Genomic DNA, 13,732 nt, shown 5'->3' with positions numbered 1-13,732 from the left:
GGTCAGCCCTGGGCGAGCAGCGTGGGCAGGCGCACGGCCAGCCGGTCGTACTCCTCCGGGGTGTTGTAGACCTGGCCGCACAGGCGCAGGTAACCCCGCCCGTTCCAGCCGGCGACCGACACCTCCGCGCCGATCCGGTCCGCGATCCGGGCCCGCAGCTCCCGGGCCGTGTCCAGGGTGGTCGCGACGCCGGGCGGCAACGGGACGAGCCGCATGGCGACCGCCGGTCCGCCGGGCTCCGGCAGCCGTTCCGGCGCCACCCCGAGCGCGTCCCCGACGACCCGTTGCCCGTACGCGGCCAGTGCCGCGTTGTGCGCCCGGACCCGGTCCACGCCGAGGCTGCGCAGCGTGAACAGGCCGACCGGGGCGGCCAGCCAGCCGGTGTAGTCGAGGGTGGCCTGCCACTCGACCCGGGTCGGGAACCCGGCGTCCTGCTCCCACGAGACCACGAGCGGCTGGATGCGCTCACGCCACCGCTCGGCGACCACCAGCGCGGCGGTGCCGCGCGGCGCGTACGCCCACTTGTGCAGGTTGCCGACCCAGAAGTCGGCGCCGACCGAGGCGACCGTGGTGGGCAGCATGCCCGGCGCGTGCGCCGCGTCCACCAGCACGGGCACGCCCTGCTCCCGGGCCACCGCGACCAGCGCCGAGGTCGGGAACAGCCGGGCGGTCGGCGAGGTGAGCTGGTCGACGATCAGCAGCCGGGTGCGCCCGGGGCGCAGCCCGTCGCGGACGATCTCGACCAGTTCCTCGTCGGTGGCCGACAACGGCACCGGCAGGGTCCGGGACACCGCACCGGTCCGCGCGCACTCCCGCGCCACCGACAGGGCCACCGCCCCGTACCCGTGGTCGGTGGTCACCACCTCGTCGCCCGGGCGCAGCGCGAGCGACTGGAGCACGACGGCCGCGCCGGCGGTGACGTTGCCGACCAGGGTGGTGCCGTCGGGGTCGGCCCCGATGAAGGTGGCCAGGTGCCGCCGGGCGTGCGCGATCCGGTCCACCAGGCCCTGGGTGAAGAACCGCAGCGGGTTCGACTCCATCTCGTCGCGCAGCCGTTGCTGGGCGCGCTGCACAGGGATCGGCACGGCGCCGAACGCGCCGTGGTTGAGGTGGCTGACGGACGGGTCGAGGGAGAAGAGCAGCCGAGCCCCCGGGATCGGCTCGGGTGGCCGCGGCACCGTCATCCGTCGATCGTAGCCCGTGGTGGATCATCGCCCGACCGCTTCCGCGTCCGCGGGCCCGGCGGGCGGCGGCCGGTGCGGTGCGACGGCGGGTCAGGCCCGGGGGTGTGCCTGCCGGTAGGCCGCCCGCAGCCGCTCGACCGAGACGTGGGTGTAGATCTGGGTGCTGGCGAGCGACGAGTGCCCCAGCAGCTCCTGCACGGCCCGCAGGTCGGCGCCCCCTTCGAGCAGGTGGGTGGCGGCCGAGTGGCGCAGCCCGTGCGGGGTCACCCTCGGTAGCCCGGCCGCGCCGGACCAGCCGGCCACGATCCGCCGGGCGGTGGTCGGGTTGAGCCGCCCGCCCCGGGCGCCGAGCAGCAGCGCGCGGCCCGATCCCGGTGTCGCCAGACGCGGGCGGCCGTGCCGCAGCCATGCGTCCAGAGCCCGCTGCGCCGGCACGCCGTACGGCACCGCGCGCTCGCGGCCGCCCTTGCCGAGCACGCGCACCACGCGGCGGGCCTGGTCGACGTCGGCCACGTCCAGACCGCAGGCTTCGCTGACGCGTACCCCCGTGCCGTAGAGCAGTTCGAGCAACAGCCGGTCCCGCAGCAGCGCCGCACCGGTCGCGCCCTCCGGGGCCGCCGCCTCGCTTTGCTCGGCCGTGTCGCCCGGGTCCGCCGTGTTGCCGGCGGGAGCCGGGGTGGCCGTGCGACCGTCGGCAGGAGCCGTGTCGGCCGGGGTGGGGGCGTCCGCCGCGCGCAGCGGGGCGTCCATCAGGGCGGCTGCCTGGTCGGCGCGCAGGACGGTGGGCAGCTCCCGGCCGGCCCGGGGGCTGGCGAGCGGCGCGGCGACGTCGTGGGGGAGCAGCCCGGCCCGGTGCGCCCAGGCGCTGAAGGTGCGCGCGGCCGCCACCCGCCGGGCCATGGTCGTCCGGGCGGCCCCCATGGTCCGCTGCTTGGCCAGCCAGCTGCGCAGCATCGCGAGATCCAGCCCCGCCAGGTCGGCACAACCCATCCGGACCGCGTGGTCGAGCAGCGAGACGAGATCGGTCACGTAGGCCCGGACGGTGTGCGCCGAACGGTCACGGACCCGCGACAGGTGGTCGGCGAAGTCGTCCACCGCCTCGCGCATCGGCGCCGGCAGCTCCTCGTGCGTGGCCCGGGTGCCGCGCCGCCGCTCACCCACCGACGGCCCCGGCCGCTTCGGACCGGCGGTCGTGGTCGGAGTCGGATCCGATCGTGCGGGTGCGGACGGCCAACACCACCCCAGCGTACGGCCGGCACGCCCCGGCCCGCCGCCTCGGTCCCGCCCCACGACGATCGACTCCACCCCGCCCGGGTGGCGGTGTCGGTGCCCGGGACACCGCCACCTCGGCGAGACGGCCCGCGCCGGCGACACCTGGTCGTGGCGGCGCGCCGGGCGGGGTGGCAGAAGCGGCGCTGGACAGGGGAAACTCGTGTGGCGAGAAGGTGGTGCGGGGAACCGGCCACCGGTTCCCCGCCGTCGCCGACGGGTGGGGCGGGCCCTCCCTGGCGTCGGCGGGCGGCGGGGGTGGTGGGCGCCGGGCGGCAGGGTCGGGTCGGCGGCGATCGGCAGGGCGTCCCGCGACGGTGACGCCGGCACGAGGAGGGACCGGGCGTGGGAGTGGATGCCGTCCTCTACCGGCGGGTGCGGGCCGGCGCGGCCCGCCGCCCGCCCGCGTACGTCTCGATCGAGGTCGTCGCGGATCCGCGGGACGTGCTGCTCGACCTGCTCAAGCGGGTACGCGGCGGCGGTCGCACCCCGCTGCTGGACCGGGTCGACCCGCTCGGTGAGCTGGTCGTCGACGCCGGCCAGGTGCCGCAGCTGCTCACCGAGCTGCGTGGTCTGGCCGAGGCGGCCGCGGCGCCGGCGGAGGTCGACCAGGTCCGCCGGCTGGCCCGGCTCGCCCGCCGCTGCCAGGAGAGCCGCGACGTCGAGATCCGGTTCGAGGGCGACTGACGTCACGACGGCCGCCGTCCCCGCTCGGCGGCGTCGGGGGGCGTGAGCGCGTATCCGCCGTCGCTCCGGCGCACCACCAGCTCCAGCTCCTCCAGCATGGACAGTTTTCGCATCGCGGTGCGCAGGTCCACGCCGGCCCGCGCCGCGACGCTCTCCAGGTCGAGGGCCCGGCGGCGGGGCAGCGCCTCCAACACCTGGGTGGCCTCGTCGTCGAGCCGGTCCCTCGGCCGCTCGGCCGCCCGGGCCGGCGGCGCCAGGTCGTACCCGATCCGCCCGACCTCCTCCAGCACGTGCGCGACACCGGTGACCAGCCGGGCGTACGGCCGTTCCCGGAGCACCTCGTGCCCGCCCACCGACATGGCCGAGGTGACCGGCCCCGGCACCACCATGGCAGGTCGGCCGAGCCCGAGCGCCCGGTTGAGCGTCTGGGTGGCGCCGCTGCGGGCGGCGGCCTCGACCAGCACCGTGCCCCTGGTGGCCGCCGCGATGACCCGGTTGCGGATGAGGAACCGGGGACGCAACGGTTCGGCGCCGGGCATCCACTCGCTCACCAGGAGGCCGGTCTCGGCGATCCGGTCGAAGAGCGCCGCGTTGCCCATCGGGTACGGGCGGTCCAGGCCGCAGGCCAGCACCGCGACGGTGCGCCCGCCGGCGGTCAACGCCCCGCGGTGGGCCGCCGAGTCGATGCCGAACGCCCCGCCGGAGACGACCGTCCACTCCCGGTCGGCCAGTCCGTAGCCCAGCTCCGTGGCGACGTGCGAGCCGTAGGGGGTGGCCGCCCGCGCGCCGACCACGGCCACCGAACGCGCCAGTGTCTCGTCGAGCGGCCAGCCGCCGCGTACCCAGAAGCAGAGCGGCGGATCGGTTTCCACGTCGACCCGCCGGGCGGCGTCGGGCAGCACCAGCCGGCGCAGCTCGCCGACCGGCGCCGGCCACTCGTCGTCCTCCGGCGTGACCAGCCGCGCCCCGAGCCGTTCGGCCCGGGCCAGGGCCTCGGCGGCCACCCGGCGCGCGTCACCGGCCGCCGTGCGGGCCGCGACGGCCGACCGGAGCGTCCGCTCCGGCGCGTCGCCGGCCAGCAGCAGGTCGAGCGTCGCCGCCGGGCCGATCCGCTCGACCAGGGCGTGGACCGACCGCGTGCCGGGCTCGGCGAGCCAGGTCAGCGCGACCCGGGCCAGCCGCTGCTCGTCGGTGGCGGTCACGCGCCCTCTCCCGTCCTGAGGTGGATGGCCTCCGCGACGTCCCCCTGGTCGGGGCGGTCCCGGCCGTCCAGGTCGGCGACCGTCCACGCGAGCCGGAGCACCCGGTCGTACCCGCGCGCCGAGAGCGAGCCGGTGTCGAGGCGGCGACGCAGCTCGCGGGTCACCCGCGCCGGCAGGTGCCACGGCGGCCGGCGCAGGTAGGGGCCGGGAACCTCGGCGTTCACCCGGTGCCCGGTGGCCGCCCAGCGATCGGCGGCGGCTCGCCGGGCCACGGCCACCCGGGCGGCCACGGTCGCCGAGGACTCGTGCGGCGTGTCGGTGTGCAACAGCTCCGCCGCGCGCATCGCCGGCAGCGTGACCAGCACGTCGACGCGGTCGAGCAGCGGGCCGGAGAGCCGTCCCAGGTAGCGTCGCCGGGCCAGCGGCGCGCACTCGCAGTCGACGTCGCCGGACGGTTTCGCGCAGGGGCAGGGGTTGGCGGCCAGCACCAGCTGCGTCCGGGCCGGGTATTCGACGACGCCCCGGGTGCGTGCCACCCGGACCAGACCACTCTCCAGCGGCTGGCGCAACGCCTCCAGGGCGCCCTTGCCGAACTCGGGCGCCTCGTCAAGAAATTCCGACGCACACCAACGGAATAGCCCCGGCAGCGCTGCAACGCTCCGGGGCACGGACGGGAGAGGACCCCGCCATGCGCCAGCCTACCGCCTATATCGCCGCCCCGGCCCGTTCCGCCGCGCTCGCCGCCGCGACCGCCGCCCTGATCGCCGCCGGCTTCCTGGTCACCTCGGCGACCGCCGCCGACACGATCGACGCTGACGACCTGGTCTCGGTCGTCGCGGACGACCTGGACGCCGTCGCCGCCGCCGACGCGCTGGTGACCGTCGGCGACTGCTCGGCGTTGTTCGAGCCGGTCATTGCCGACCTGTACGGCGTTCCGGTCGTGACCCTCGCCGCCGCCCTGGCCGGTGCCCGATGAGCATCGAAGCCGTCTCCTGGGCGCTGAACGACGCCCCCGACGTTCCGCCGACTGCCCTCGTGACCCTCCTTGGCCTGGCGAATCACGCTCACCCGGACGGCCGGGCCGCGTGGCCGTCTCAGGGCCGCCTCGCGCACTACGGCCGCAAGGGCATCCGGGCCGTTCAGCGCGACCTCGCCGAGCTGGAGCGCCGGGGGCTGATCCGGCGTGGCAACCAGCGGCACGTGCAGCACATGCCGACTGATCGGCGGCCCGTCGTGTGGGACCTGGCGGTCGAGCGCCGCCGGGAGACGCCAGCCGAGTTGAGCAACCTCGCCGAGCCGCAGTCGGGCCGCCCGGCCGAGCTTGTCGAGCCTGTGGATAACCGTGGCGTCGTGAGCGTCGCCCCGGTCGACCGGGGCGTCGTCGGCGACCGACCGGGGCGTCGTCTACGACCGACCGGGGCGTCGCCCACGACGTACGAACCGTCCTTAACCATCAAAGAACCGTCCCCGCGCGCCCGCTCCCTTCGGGGCGGCGTCGCGCTACCGACCGACCCCCGCGCCGGTCAGTGCCCGAAGCATCGGGGAAGCCCTGCCGGCAACTGCGGCCCCTGCCGCGCCGAGGCCCTGGGCGGTGTCGCGTGAACGCCCGCCGGGTTGCGTCTCTGGCTGGCACGGTCGCCGTGACCGTCATCGCGGCCGTTGCTTCGTATGACCACATGCGGGAGCTGGCCGAGCGCGCGGGACAGCCGCCGCTACTGGCCGCGCTGCTGCCGCTGTCCGTGGACGGCATGATCCTTGTTGCGACGCTGGCGCTCGGCGACGGCCGCCGGTCGCGCTGGTCGGCATGGCTGGCGTTCGTGCTCGGCGTGGCGGCGTCGCTTGCCGCGAACGTGATCGTCGCACCGCCGGACGCGACCGCCCGTGTCGTGTCGGCGTGGCCCGCCGTCGCGCTGCTGCTGACGGTCGAGGTACTGGCTAGGTCGGGGCGTGCGCCCGAGGCTGTCGCCGACGCGGCCCCGGTGTCGCCCGTCCTCGCCCCTGTGCTGGTCGCTCCGTCTGTCGCCGACGACGGCCGGGCGGACGCCGGGCGGGGCGACGTGTCGGCCGCCCCGGTTGCCGACGTCACGGCCGAGCCTGTCGTGACGCCCCGGGCGAAGGCGACGCCTCGCCCGCCGTCGCGTCAGTCGGCCGCCGCCGCGATCCGAGCCGCCGCCCGTGACGCTGGCGCGACTCCCGGCAGTGTCGCCGCCGCCCTGGGCGTAAGTGTCAGGACCGCTCAGCGACACTGGCCCCGGCCCGCTACCGCGACGGCCGCCGCTGCCGCCTGAGCAACCCTCTGGGGCCGCCGGCCGTGTCGCTGGCGGCCCCCGCCGTACCCGAACCCGCTACCGAAGGAGGCCGCGCCGTGCCTTGGCGACCCGCCCCGATGGACCCCGTTTACACGCCTGCGAGCTACCCCGGCCACGACTACCTCGGTCCCGGCGAAATCGTCACCGTCCGCGCCGGCCGCGAGGTCGTTGGGCACCTGACCCGGCAGGGCGCCAGGCTCGGTTGGCTTCCGCGTCCGGCGCTGTCCGAGGCCGCGGGAGCGGTCCGGCTGATCGTGGAGGACGTCCTATGTAGCTTCGCCCGCGACGGTCGGCCGCTGGTCGACGCCTGGGCGGAATGCCTGCGGCTGACACAGCATGACTCGCCCGTTGTCGCCCCGCTGGACGGCTTCCGGCATCCGCTCGCCGACGACTGAGCTACAACGCGAAGCGCCCGCCCCAACTGAGGGACGGGCGCTTTCGCGTGTCTGCGGTCAGTCGCGCTCGGCGACCTGGGCGAGGAAGGCCCGCCAGGACTCCGGGGCGAAAACCAGCGCCGGCCCGGTCGGGTCCTTGGAGTCCCGGACGCCGACGACGCCGGGAAGGTTGTCGGCGACCTCTACGCAGTCGCCGCCGTTGCTGCCGCTCTTCGTGCTCTTGCGCCAACGCGCACCGATCATGTCCATGATCTTGCCGCTTCTCTCAGAAAGTCCATCGATCGCCCCCGGGGTAGAGCCTCACTCCGGATGCGTTCCCACCGTCGTTCGAGCGTAGCAAGCTCCGATGCCTGCTCAACGATCTGCGCGCGGGCTTGACTGTCGACATGCGCCACCCGCGCCCCGTCCGGAAGATCGGCGATGGTGAACGGCCCGTTCAACCCGGGGTACGCTCTCGTCTCGCCGGGCACGATGTGCAGCTCAACACTCGGCAGTTCGGCCCACCGTACGAGGTGCGCGAGCTGGGCACCCATTACCGCGGGGTCCGCCGTGATGGGACGCTCAAGTACGGCTTGGTCCATGACCGCCACGAACAGTGGCCCCCGTTCCTTCGAGAGGACGGCTTGCCGAGCGATACGAGCGGAAACCAGCTCCTCGACTTCCGCCGGCGTCAGCGCCTCCCACGCGAGGGTTGCCCGCGCGTACTCCTCGGTCTGTAGCAAGCCGGGTACCCACGCGAGCTGAAACGCTCGTAGCGCGACCGCTTCCCGCTCGACATCGACCCACCGCCGGAACCACGCCGGTTCCCGCCGCTTCAGTACGTCTGGCCATAGGTGCTCTGCCTCGCGGCCGAGAAGTTCCGCGACCCGGTTCCGATGGCGAGTCTGAGGGATCCGTCCGGGGTTCGCCCACTTGGCCGCGGTTTTCGGATCAACACCGATTTGAGCTGCGAGGCTGTCAGCCGTCTCACCCGAAGCGGCCATCGCCTCAATTACTGCGTGGTTCATTCCTTGCTCCCTCGGAACGTCCCGAACGTCTACAGACGATAGTGCAACGCTGTGTGATGGTTCCGCAACGGGGCGCAGGGTGAGGGTAGACGGCGCGGCCGGTGGAGGCGAATAGCCCGGCGGTCGTGTACGTGCCGGGGCCGTTCCGAGGGTGAGCGGAGCGGCCCCACATAAGGCCACCGCGAAGGAGACACCACCATGCGACTTCGGTTCTGGCGCTGTGACCCCGATTCGCCGAAGCCCGGCCCGCGTTCGGTACCGCAACGCCCGGCGTGGGCGACCGCCCCCACCGATGTTTTCCCGACAACCAACCCCGGCCGCGCGGGCAACCTGACGCCGGCTCAGACGTTCCGCGCGAACGGGGGCCGGTGGTGATCTCGTCCATGCTCCCGGTCCCGTCCGCAGGCCCCACGCCGGATCGACCCCGCTACCGCACCGAGACGGTCCCGCCGCACACGCCGCTACGCCCGACGTGGGCCTGCCGAGCCTGCGGCCAGCCGTGGCCGTGCTCTCACGCCCGGATGCTGCTGAAGGTCGACTACGAGACCAACATGCCTGGCCTGACGATCTACCTCGCCGGCCTCATGTACGAGGCGATGCGCGACCTCTATCACCTGAACCCGCACGACGGGCTGAGCCCGCCCGAGATGTTCGACCGCTTCGTTGCTTGGGGCCCGTTCCGGCGTTCGATCGTGAGCCGGTCCTGATGGCGCAACCGATTCTTCCGAGGGAGCGCGGTCCGCCTGCCTCAGCCTCGCACGCCGGGCTCCCAGGCCAACACTCACGCATCGCGAACAAGAATCCTCCATACGCAGCGAGAGCACAGAAGGGCTTTCTATGCACCCCCACAGCACACCCCGCACGTTCGCGCGACTGATGCGAGCCGCCGTCACCGGCATGGCCGTCTGCATCGCCGCACTGGCGCTGATGACCGGATCGGCCGGGGCCGCCGTCAAGCCGTCGCCGTTCTCCACCTGGCCGCCGCCGGCTGCCGGGAACGTGCGAGGCACGATCTACCAGGGCACGCCCTCTTGCGCCATCCAGAGCGGCGTGAAGATCTGCGACGCCACGGTCTACACCACCGGCCTGATGAGCGGGTGGGCGACCAGCAACCAGGCGTACCGGAAGCTCAACCTGGAGTGGAAGATCCGCGACAACGGCGGATCGGTCGTCAAGACCGGCAGCAACTCGTGCACGGGCGCAACGGGCGCGATCAGCAGTTGCGACCGGACCGGCCCTAGCTACGGCGTGCGGTGGCCCGCCACCAGCACCGTGAAGTACTGCGTGGACACGATCGGCTTCGCCTACTACTACGTCTCGTCCAACGGCAACACCGCGAAGGTGACCGCCAGTCACTACGCCTGCGTCACCCTGTCCGCCTCGGGCGGCGGCGGAGGACTCCGCCAGCGGTAACCCCCGCCAGCGCGCAGCGAGGCCCGGTCACGTCAGCGGCCGGGCCTCGTCGGGGTGCACCATCTCCCCCAGCGCCAGCCGCAAGCGGGGGCCCAAGCGCTCTAGCCCCTGAATCAACCGGGCAGAGTCCGATTCCGCCGACGACAGCTCATCGAAGCCGTCAAAGGAGTTGGCCAGGTGGCGGACGGACTCGTCCCCCAGAAGCTTCAGCATCACCTCACCTTGAAGTCTCACCACCAGTTGAAGCAGCGTAAGCAGCTCTTCCCGGGTTAGCTCGCTCATACCGCCAGCATGGCACCCGGCCCCGCGCCACGTCGACACTGACCCACGCCCCCCTGTCGCCCGCCCTGGCGCCCTTCTCCTTCCCCCGTGGGAGACGGCCCGGGGCGGGTCTCTTTGCGTGCTGAGACAGCGCGGGGAAGCGCCGCGAAGGGCAGAGCGAGTTACGGAAGGCGTCACGAGTGACGTTCCGAGGTCTCTTCCCATAGTCCTGTTAGACGACGACGCCGCCGCCTTGAAGAAGTAATAAGAGGTGACGTCAGAACGTCACGTGTGACGCCTTCCGTAACTCGCGCGCGAGCCGCCTCCGGCCGCGCCCTGGCCGCCGCCGGCTGCCCGGCGAAGGGCACGCCGGCCCGCTGAACACTGCGGGGCCCGCTGGCCGACTTACCTAGTGAACACCTAGAAGCGCTGAGGCCCACTAACACGAAGCCACCACCACGAACACCGCCCCGCGGAGGCCAGAGATGGACGAAATCCGAGGCCCACCAACGAATTCCGCCGTCCGCCGGCTGCGCCATCCCCGGCGCTGACCATGAGGAGTTGACCGTGTCCGAAGGCCCACCGCCCCCACCAGGTAGCCCAGGCGACGCCTTGGCCGCTCTTCGCGACGGGGGCCGTGCACCATCCCGCGCTGACGCCCCGCGCCGGAAGAGAGTTGCCGCCGGCTACTGGCTTGAGTTTCCCTCGCCTCGGGTTCTGGCGCGTGTGTTCGCCGCGCCGGTCCTGGCTGACGGCTGCGAGGTGTACGCCGACGGGGCCGCTATACGCCGCCGCCGTGTGGGCGATCCCCGCGACCCGGGCCCTGAGAGTTTCGACGTCCTGGCCGAGGAGCTACGTGCCGCGCTGGACGTCCTTCCCGACCGTGCCGACGCTGGCCGCCCGTATGTCGACCTGCGGCGGTATCTGCTAGACGGTGATCATGGCGAGGTAATCGGGTACCTCCGTGACGCCGTCCGCGCCGTCCGGGTCGCTGCGCCTCGCTGGCGGCCCCGGGTTGAGCGCCGGGAGCGTCCGGTCCCGACGTCCGCGACCGAACGTCAGCGCGTGAGCCGAGAGCGCCGCCAGGCCGCCGAGGTCGAGTCCGCTCGCGTCTGGGTGGCCCAGTGGTCCGAGGAAACCGAGCCCGGAACCTACGTGCCCGCGCCGGAGCTGCACGCCCTGGCCGCCGCCGACATCGGCGAATGGGTGGAGACCTACCGCGACGATCCCGCGAGCTGGGCCGAGTGCGAAGCCGAGGACGGCTTCCCCGCTATCCCGGCGGTGCCCGGTCCGCGCAGGTTCTACGCCGTCGCTGACGCTGCCCTCGGGGGCCGGAGACGCGGCACCGGAAACGTTCGCCTGTACGTGGCCCGTGCGACCGCCGCCGAGCTACTGAACCGCGTCGCCGAGCTGTACGACCTGGAGGGACGGAGAGCCGCATGACTCAGGACCAGGCCGACAGGTTCGCGGACGCTGTTGTCCAACGAGCCGCAGAGATGCTGCTTGCCGAGCTGCGCCCGAAAATCGACGCCGCTTCCGCTTTTCATCAACGGCGCCGCAAGTCCGCAGCGACGCCCCGTCCGGCAGCCCGACCTTCCGGCGGGACCGTCGTCAGCCTGAACGCCTGGCGGATCCGCAAAAGCGCTGCCTGAGTCCTACCCCCTTCGCGCACGCCCCCGGGCCGTGCGTCTTCCCCGCGTCGGCCCCTTGGGCGGTTCAGCCGACGCGGCCAGCGCGCCCGGAGTCACCCGGGCCGTGCTCCCCGCGGCTGGGGCCCGTCGCGTCTCTCCCGGCGGGCCCTGGCCCGGGTCGACCCGCCCTATCCGCCCGCCCTACCCGACCGGAGACCGCCTGTGACCCGACGTCTTCGCCCCCGCCCACAACCCCACCCGCGCGCCGTCGCCCGCGTCCTCAGCCCCGTGCCCTCACCTTTCGACGGTCCGACCGTCGCCCAGGTGATCGCCGAGGCGGTCCTAGACGGGCGGGGCTACTTCACCGCGACGCCCGCCGCTCTGTTGGCCCTCTTCCGCGAGCGGAACCCGGACAGCCGCGCCACCGAGGACGAAGCCGCCGCCGTTTCGCATGTCGGCCGAGCCCGAGCCGAGCTGTGGAACTCCTTTGGGATCGCCATTTACCCACCGCGCGTCGGCCGGCGCGAGTGGAGCTTCCGCCTGGTCGCCGTTCCCGGCGAGGAGGCCGCGTGATCGAGGCGAATTGGGAGGTCATCTACCAGCGCATGACTGGCCGTGACCGCCGTGACGAGGACCCGATTTTGGGCGCGCTTCGCCGCCGGGACCGCGAGGCCGTCGCCCGGCATCACGCCGAAGAGGCCGCCCGCCAGGCCGCCGAAGAGACCCCGGAGACAAGCCCCGAGAGCGCCTGATCCGTCTACCCCCAACCGATCTACCAACCCGCCCCGATCGCCCGGCAGAGCCCGTCTGCCAGGGGTCGCAACCGCCCAAGGAGAGCACATGCCCACCTCTACCGGTGACCTGGTCCACCCCGACTGGGGCGTTCCCGCCTGGGTCCTCGGCCACCCCGACTGCCCGACCGCCGTCCGGTCCGCTTACGACGCGCTGGAAACCGCGAACGCTGCGACGAGCGCTGAGCGGGACGAGGTCGACGCGATCCGCGACGCCTTCGAGGACAACCGCGCTGCGATCACCGCCGCGATCCGGGCGGGTAAGAACCCTCCCGCCCCGGTCAGCCAGGAGATCACCGACGAGCATATCCGCCAAGGTGAGATCAAGATCCGAACTGCGATGAGCCGCGCGTACGCCGCTGCGAGGGCATACGAGAACAGCGTCCCGGCGAATCACGAGGGGCTGCGGCCGATCCTCGCGGCGCGTCTGCCCGAGCTGGCCGCGACCTCGGCCCGCGCGATCCGCGAGGCCCGCGCGGCCTACGAGGAGGCCGAGGGCGTGTCGTCTGCGATCGCCGGGCTGGACAACCTCCGGGCCGCGCGCCGGCCGACCACCGTCGAGCAACACGCCGCCCTGGCCCTGCACTACAAGGCCGTACACCAGGCCAACCCCCGGAACTTCCCCGGTCGCCTGGCACGACTGGGCATGGCCTGGGAGGACCTGACCGTCTGCGCGACCGGCATCCCGGCCGACCTGATCGCCGCCGACCCCTTCGAGGAGGTCTGATCGTGGCGGGCATGGACCACATCAGCGACAAGGTGAGTCGCGCCCTGGCCGCCGCCGAGGAGGCCCAGCGGGCGAGGGACGCGCAGCGAGCGCAGCGCGCCGACCGGGCTTACCTCGTTCGAGACGCCGCGGATCGGTATGGCCTGTCGGACGCCCTGGCTGCCCGGATTACGGCGGACGGGCCGACTGCGATTCAGGACGAGGCTCGCCGCCTGGCCGTTTGAGTACGCCCAGCTCATCGCCGCCGAGGCCAAGGCGGAAACCACCGCCACCGACTGACAACGCTGCAACGGCCCTCGGGGGAACTCGGGGGCCGTCGCCGTATCCAATCCCCAGCGAAGGGCACCCGCGTGACTGACGTCCTCACCGTGACGAGCCAGCCCGACCCCCGCGCCCGCCGAGCCGTCCGGCTGGCCCTGCACACCGCTGGGTACCGCTGCCACGCCGCAACCATGCTCGGCGTTGAGTGCGGCGCACTCACGGACACCGCCGTCCGCAGCGCCCGCGGCCCGGCCACCGACCCGACCGGATGGGAACCGCTGTGCGATCGGTGCGCAGCGCGGCGTGCGGCGACCCGGCTACGCCACGCAGGCGGCCCAGGCACGCCGGCCACGGCCACGCCGAGAGCGTGAGTCCGAGCGTCATCCTGGCTCGCTGTGACTCAGCGTGAATGTGACTGAGTGTCACGGCCCCTGGGGGGTGGCCCCCTCCCCGACCCGCCCCGTCACCTAAGCGGCATAGCGCCTCGCCCTCTGTACGGGCATAGAGGTCGCGGAGTGAGGGTCGCGAGCGCTCACGCGTCACGCTGAGTGACGTCCGGCCGAGCGTGTTGGAGAGTGCCGCCGATCACTGCGCA

The 13,732-nt window shown here is 73.4% G+C and carries 19 protein-coding genes and 1 pseudogene; 13 read left to right on the top strand and 7 right to left on the bottom strand.

Annotated features, from left to right (window positions below; translation table 11 throughout):
- Positions 1–2 precede the first annotated feature (2 nt).
- Both GA0070622_RS26245 and GA0070622_RS26240 read right to left on the bottom strand, forming a co-directional pair.
- Positions 3–1,184, bottom strand: coding sequence for an aminotransferase class V-fold PLP-dependent enzyme (locus GA0070622_RS26245; RefSeq protein ID WP_091580249.1), 1,182 nt, complete (start codon positions 1,182–1,184; stop codon positions 3–5).
- 90 nt (positions 1,185–1,274) lie between these two features.
- Positions 1,275–2,291, bottom strand: a complete 1,017-nt coding sequence (locus GA0070622_RS26240; RefSeq protein ID WP_176710609.1) for a tyrosine recombinase XerC — start codon at positions 2,289–2,291, stop codon at positions 1,275–1,277.
- A gap of 507 nt (positions 2,292–2,798) precedes the next feature.
- Between GA0070622_RS26240 and GA0070622_RS26235 the strand changes: the two genes are divergently transcribed.
- Complete coding sequence (locus GA0070622_RS26235; protein ID WP_091580240.1) at positions 2,799–3,140, top strand: hypothetical protein; 342 nt, start codon at positions 2,799–2,801, stop codon at positions 3,138–3,140.
- Between the two features lie 2 nt (positions 3,141–3,142).
- Here the strand turns inward: GA0070622_RS26235 and GA0070622_RS26230 are convergent, their stop codons facing one another.
- On the bottom strand, positions 3,143–4,342 hold the full coding sequence (locus GA0070622_RS26230) for a DNA-processing protein DprA (protein ID WP_176558840.1): 1,200 nt from the start codon (positions 4,340–4,342) through the stop codon (positions 3,143–3,145).
- Positions 4,339–4,953, bottom strand: a pseudogene (locus GA0070622_RS26225) (ATP-binding protein); the annotation flags it as partial. The gene GA0070622_RS26230 and the pseudogene GA0070622_RS26225, both read right to left, overlap by 4 nt.
- Before the next feature lie 77 nt (positions 4,954–5,030).
- Between GA0070622_RS26225 and GA0070622_RS26220 the strand changes: the two are divergent.
- From GA0070622_RS26220 to GA0070622_RS26205, 4 genes are all read left to right on the top strand, one after another.
- Complete coding sequence (locus GA0070622_RS26220) at positions 5,031–5,318, top strand: hypothetical protein (protein WP_091580233.1); 288 nt, start codon at positions 5,031–5,033, stop codon at positions 5,316–5,318.
- Entirely contained in the window at positions 5,315–5,944 is a 630-nt protein-coding gene (locus GA0070622_RS26215) for a helix-turn-helix domain-containing protein (RefSeq protein WP_091580230.1), read from the top strand. Before GA0070622_RS26220 ends, GA0070622_RS26215 begins: the two co-directional genes overlap by 4 nt.
- Positions 5,869–6,630 (top strand): DUF2637 domain-containing protein, encoded by a 762-nt coding sequence (locus GA0070622_RS26210; protein ID WP_091580225.1) that lies wholly within the window; start codon positions 5,869–5,871, stop codon positions 6,628–6,630. Before GA0070622_RS26215 ends, GA0070622_RS26210 begins: the two co-directional genes overlap by 76 nt.
- 77 nt (positions 6,631–6,707) lie before the next feature.
- A complete protein-coding gene (locus GA0070622_RS26205; protein ID WP_141684636.1) occupies positions 6,708–7,046 on the top strand; it encodes a hypothetical protein in 339 nt (112 codons plus the stop codon).
- A gap of 57 nt (positions 7,047–7,103) precedes the next feature.
- On the opposite strand, the gene GA0070622_RS26200 is transcribed toward GA0070622_RS26205, so the two are convergent.
- Both GA0070622_RS26200 and GA0070622_RS26195 read right to left on the bottom strand, forming a co-directional pair.
- Positions 7,104–7,295 carry a DUF397 domain-containing protein gene (locus GA0070622_RS26200; RefSeq protein ID WP_091580216.1) on the bottom strand — a complete coding sequence of 64 codons (192 nt, stop codon included), beginning with the start codon at positions 7,293–7,295 and terminating at the stop codon, positions 7,104–7,106.
- Entirely contained in the window at positions 7,286–8,053 is a 768-nt protein-coding gene (locus GA0070622_RS26195) for a DUF5753 domain-containing protein (RefSeq protein WP_091580212.1), read from the bottom strand. The genes GA0070622_RS26200 and GA0070622_RS26195 overlap by 10 nt, the downstream gene beginning before the upstream one ends.
- A gap of 383 nt (positions 8,054–8,436) precedes the next feature.
- On the opposite strand from GA0070622_RS26195, the gene GA0070622_RS26190 reads away from it, so the two are divergent.
- Entirely contained in the window at positions 8,437–8,760 is a 324-nt protein-coding gene (locus GA0070622_RS26190; RefSeq protein WP_091584031.1) for a hypothetical protein, read from the top strand.
- Positions 8,761–8,929: 169 nt separating this feature from the next.
- The gene (locus GA0070622_RS26185) at positions 8,930–9,466 is read left to right on the top strand and encodes a hypothetical protein (RefSeq protein ID WP_091580208.1); all 537 of its coding nucleotides are present in this window, start codon (positions 8,930–8,932) and stop codon (positions 9,464–9,466) included.
- A 27-nt stretch (positions 9,467–9,493) separates the two neighbouring features.
- Here the strand turns inward: GA0070622_RS26185 and GA0070622_RS26180 are convergent, their stop codons facing one another.
- Positions 9,494–9,748 carry a hypothetical protein gene (locus GA0070622_RS26180; protein WP_091580204.1) on the bottom strand — a complete coding sequence of 85 codons (255 nt, stop codon included), beginning with the start codon at positions 9,746–9,748 and terminating at the stop codon, positions 9,494–9,496.
- Positions 9,749–10,792: 1,044 nt separating this feature from the next.
- On the opposite strand from GA0070622_RS26180, the gene GA0070622_RS32200 reads away from it, so the two are divergent.
- The 6 genes from GA0070622_RS32200 (at position 10,793) to GA0070622_RS26155 (ending at position 13,100) form a co-directional block, all read left to right on the top strand.
- Positions 10,793–11,170, top strand: a complete 378-nt coding sequence (locus tag GA0070622_RS32200; RefSeq protein ID WP_141684635.1) for a hypothetical protein — start codon at positions 10,793–10,795, stop codon at positions 11,168–11,170.
- Positions 11,167–11,379, top strand: a complete 213-nt coding sequence (locus GA0070622_RS32195) for a hypothetical protein (RefSeq protein ID WP_141684634.1) — start codon at positions 11,167–11,169, stop codon at positions 11,377–11,379. Before GA0070622_RS32200 ends, GA0070622_RS32195 begins: the two co-directional genes overlap by 4 nt.
- Before the next feature lie 303 nt (positions 11,380–11,682).
- Positions 11,683–11,931, top strand: a complete 249-nt coding sequence (locus tag GA0070622_RS26170; RefSeq protein ID WP_091580196.1) for a hypothetical protein — start codon at positions 11,683–11,685, stop codon at positions 11,929–11,931.
- The gene (locus GA0070622_RS26165; RefSeq protein WP_091580192.1) at positions 11,928–12,110 is read left to right on the top strand and encodes a hypothetical protein; all 183 of its coding nucleotides are present in this window, start codon (positions 11,928–11,930) and stop codon (positions 12,108–12,110) included. The genes GA0070622_RS26170 and GA0070622_RS26165 overlap by 4 nt, the downstream gene beginning before the upstream one ends.
- Before the next feature lie 88 nt (positions 12,111–12,198).
- Positions 12,199–12,876, top strand: coding sequence for a hypothetical protein (locus GA0070622_RS26160; protein ID WP_091580188.1), 678 nt, complete (start codon positions 12,199–12,201; stop codon positions 12,874–12,876).
- An 11-nt stretch (positions 12,877–12,887) separates the two neighbouring features.
- On the top strand, positions 12,888–13,100 hold the full coding sequence (locus tag GA0070622_RS26155) for a hypothetical protein (RefSeq protein WP_218060638.1): 213 nt from the start codon (positions 12,888–12,890) through the stop codon (positions 13,098–13,100).
- Positions 13,101–13,732: the final 632 nt, after the last annotated feature.

Source organism: Micromonospora sediminicola, assembly GCF_900089585.1.
GTDB classification, from domain to species: Bacteria; Actinomycetota; Actinomycetes; order Mycobacteriales; family Micromonosporaceae; genus Micromonospora; species Micromonospora sediminicola.
This window is presented reverse-complemented; position numbering and strand designations above follow the sequence as displayed.

Excerpts from the sequence above, each read along its gene's own strand:
- GA0070622_RS26155 (WP_218060638.1), top strand. The coding sequence starts at position 12,888 with ATGGACCACATCAGCGACAAGGTGAGTCGCGCCCTGGCCGCCGCCGAG.
- GA0070622_RS26200 (WP_091580216.1), bottom strand. The coding sequence starts at position 7,295 with ATGGACATGATCGGTGCGCGTTGGCGCAAGAGCACGAAGAGCGGCAGC.
- GA0070622_RS26245 (WP_091580249.1), bottom strand. The coding sequence starts at position 1,184 with ATGACGGTGCCGCGGCCACCCGAGCCGATCCCGGGGGCTCGGCTGCTC.
- GA0070622_RS32195 (WP_141684634.1), top strand. The coding sequence starts at position 11,167 with ATGACTCAGGACCAGGCCGACAGGTTCGCGGACGCTGTTGTCCAACGA.
- GA0070622_RS26180 (WP_091580204.1), bottom strand. The coding sequence starts at position 9,748 with ATGAGCGAGCTAACCCGGGAAGAGCTGCTTACGCTGCTTCAACTGGTG.
- GA0070622_RS26190 (WP_091584031.1), top strand. The coding sequence starts at position 8,437 with ATGCTCCCGGTCCCGTCCGCAGGCCCCACGCCGGATCGACCCCGCTAC.
- GA0070622_RS26185 (WP_091580208.1), top strand. The coding sequence starts at position 8,930 with ATGCGAGCCGCCGTCACCGGCATGGCCGTCTGCATCGCCGCACTGGCG.
- GA0070622_RS26215 (WP_091580230.1), top strand. The coding sequence starts at position 5,315 with ATGAGCATCGAAGCCGTCTCCTGGGCGCTGAACGACGCCCCCGACGTT.
- GA0070622_RS26240 (WP_176710609.1), bottom strand. The coding sequence starts at position 2,291 with ATGCGCGAGGCGGTGGACGACTTCGCCGACCACCTGTCGCGGGTCCGT.
- GA0070622_RS26220 (WP_091580233.1), top strand. The coding sequence starts at position 5,031 with ATGCGCCAGCCTACCGCCTATATCGCCGCCCCGGCCCGTTCCGCCGCG.
- GA0070622_RS26160 (WP_091580188.1), top strand. The coding sequence starts at position 12,199 with ATGCCCACCTCTACCGGTGACCTGGTCCACCCCGACTGGGGCGTTCCC.
- GA0070622_RS26195 (WP_091580212.1), bottom strand. The coding sequence starts at position 8,053 with ATGAACCACGCAGTAATTGAGGCGATGGCCGCTTCGGGTGAGACGGCT.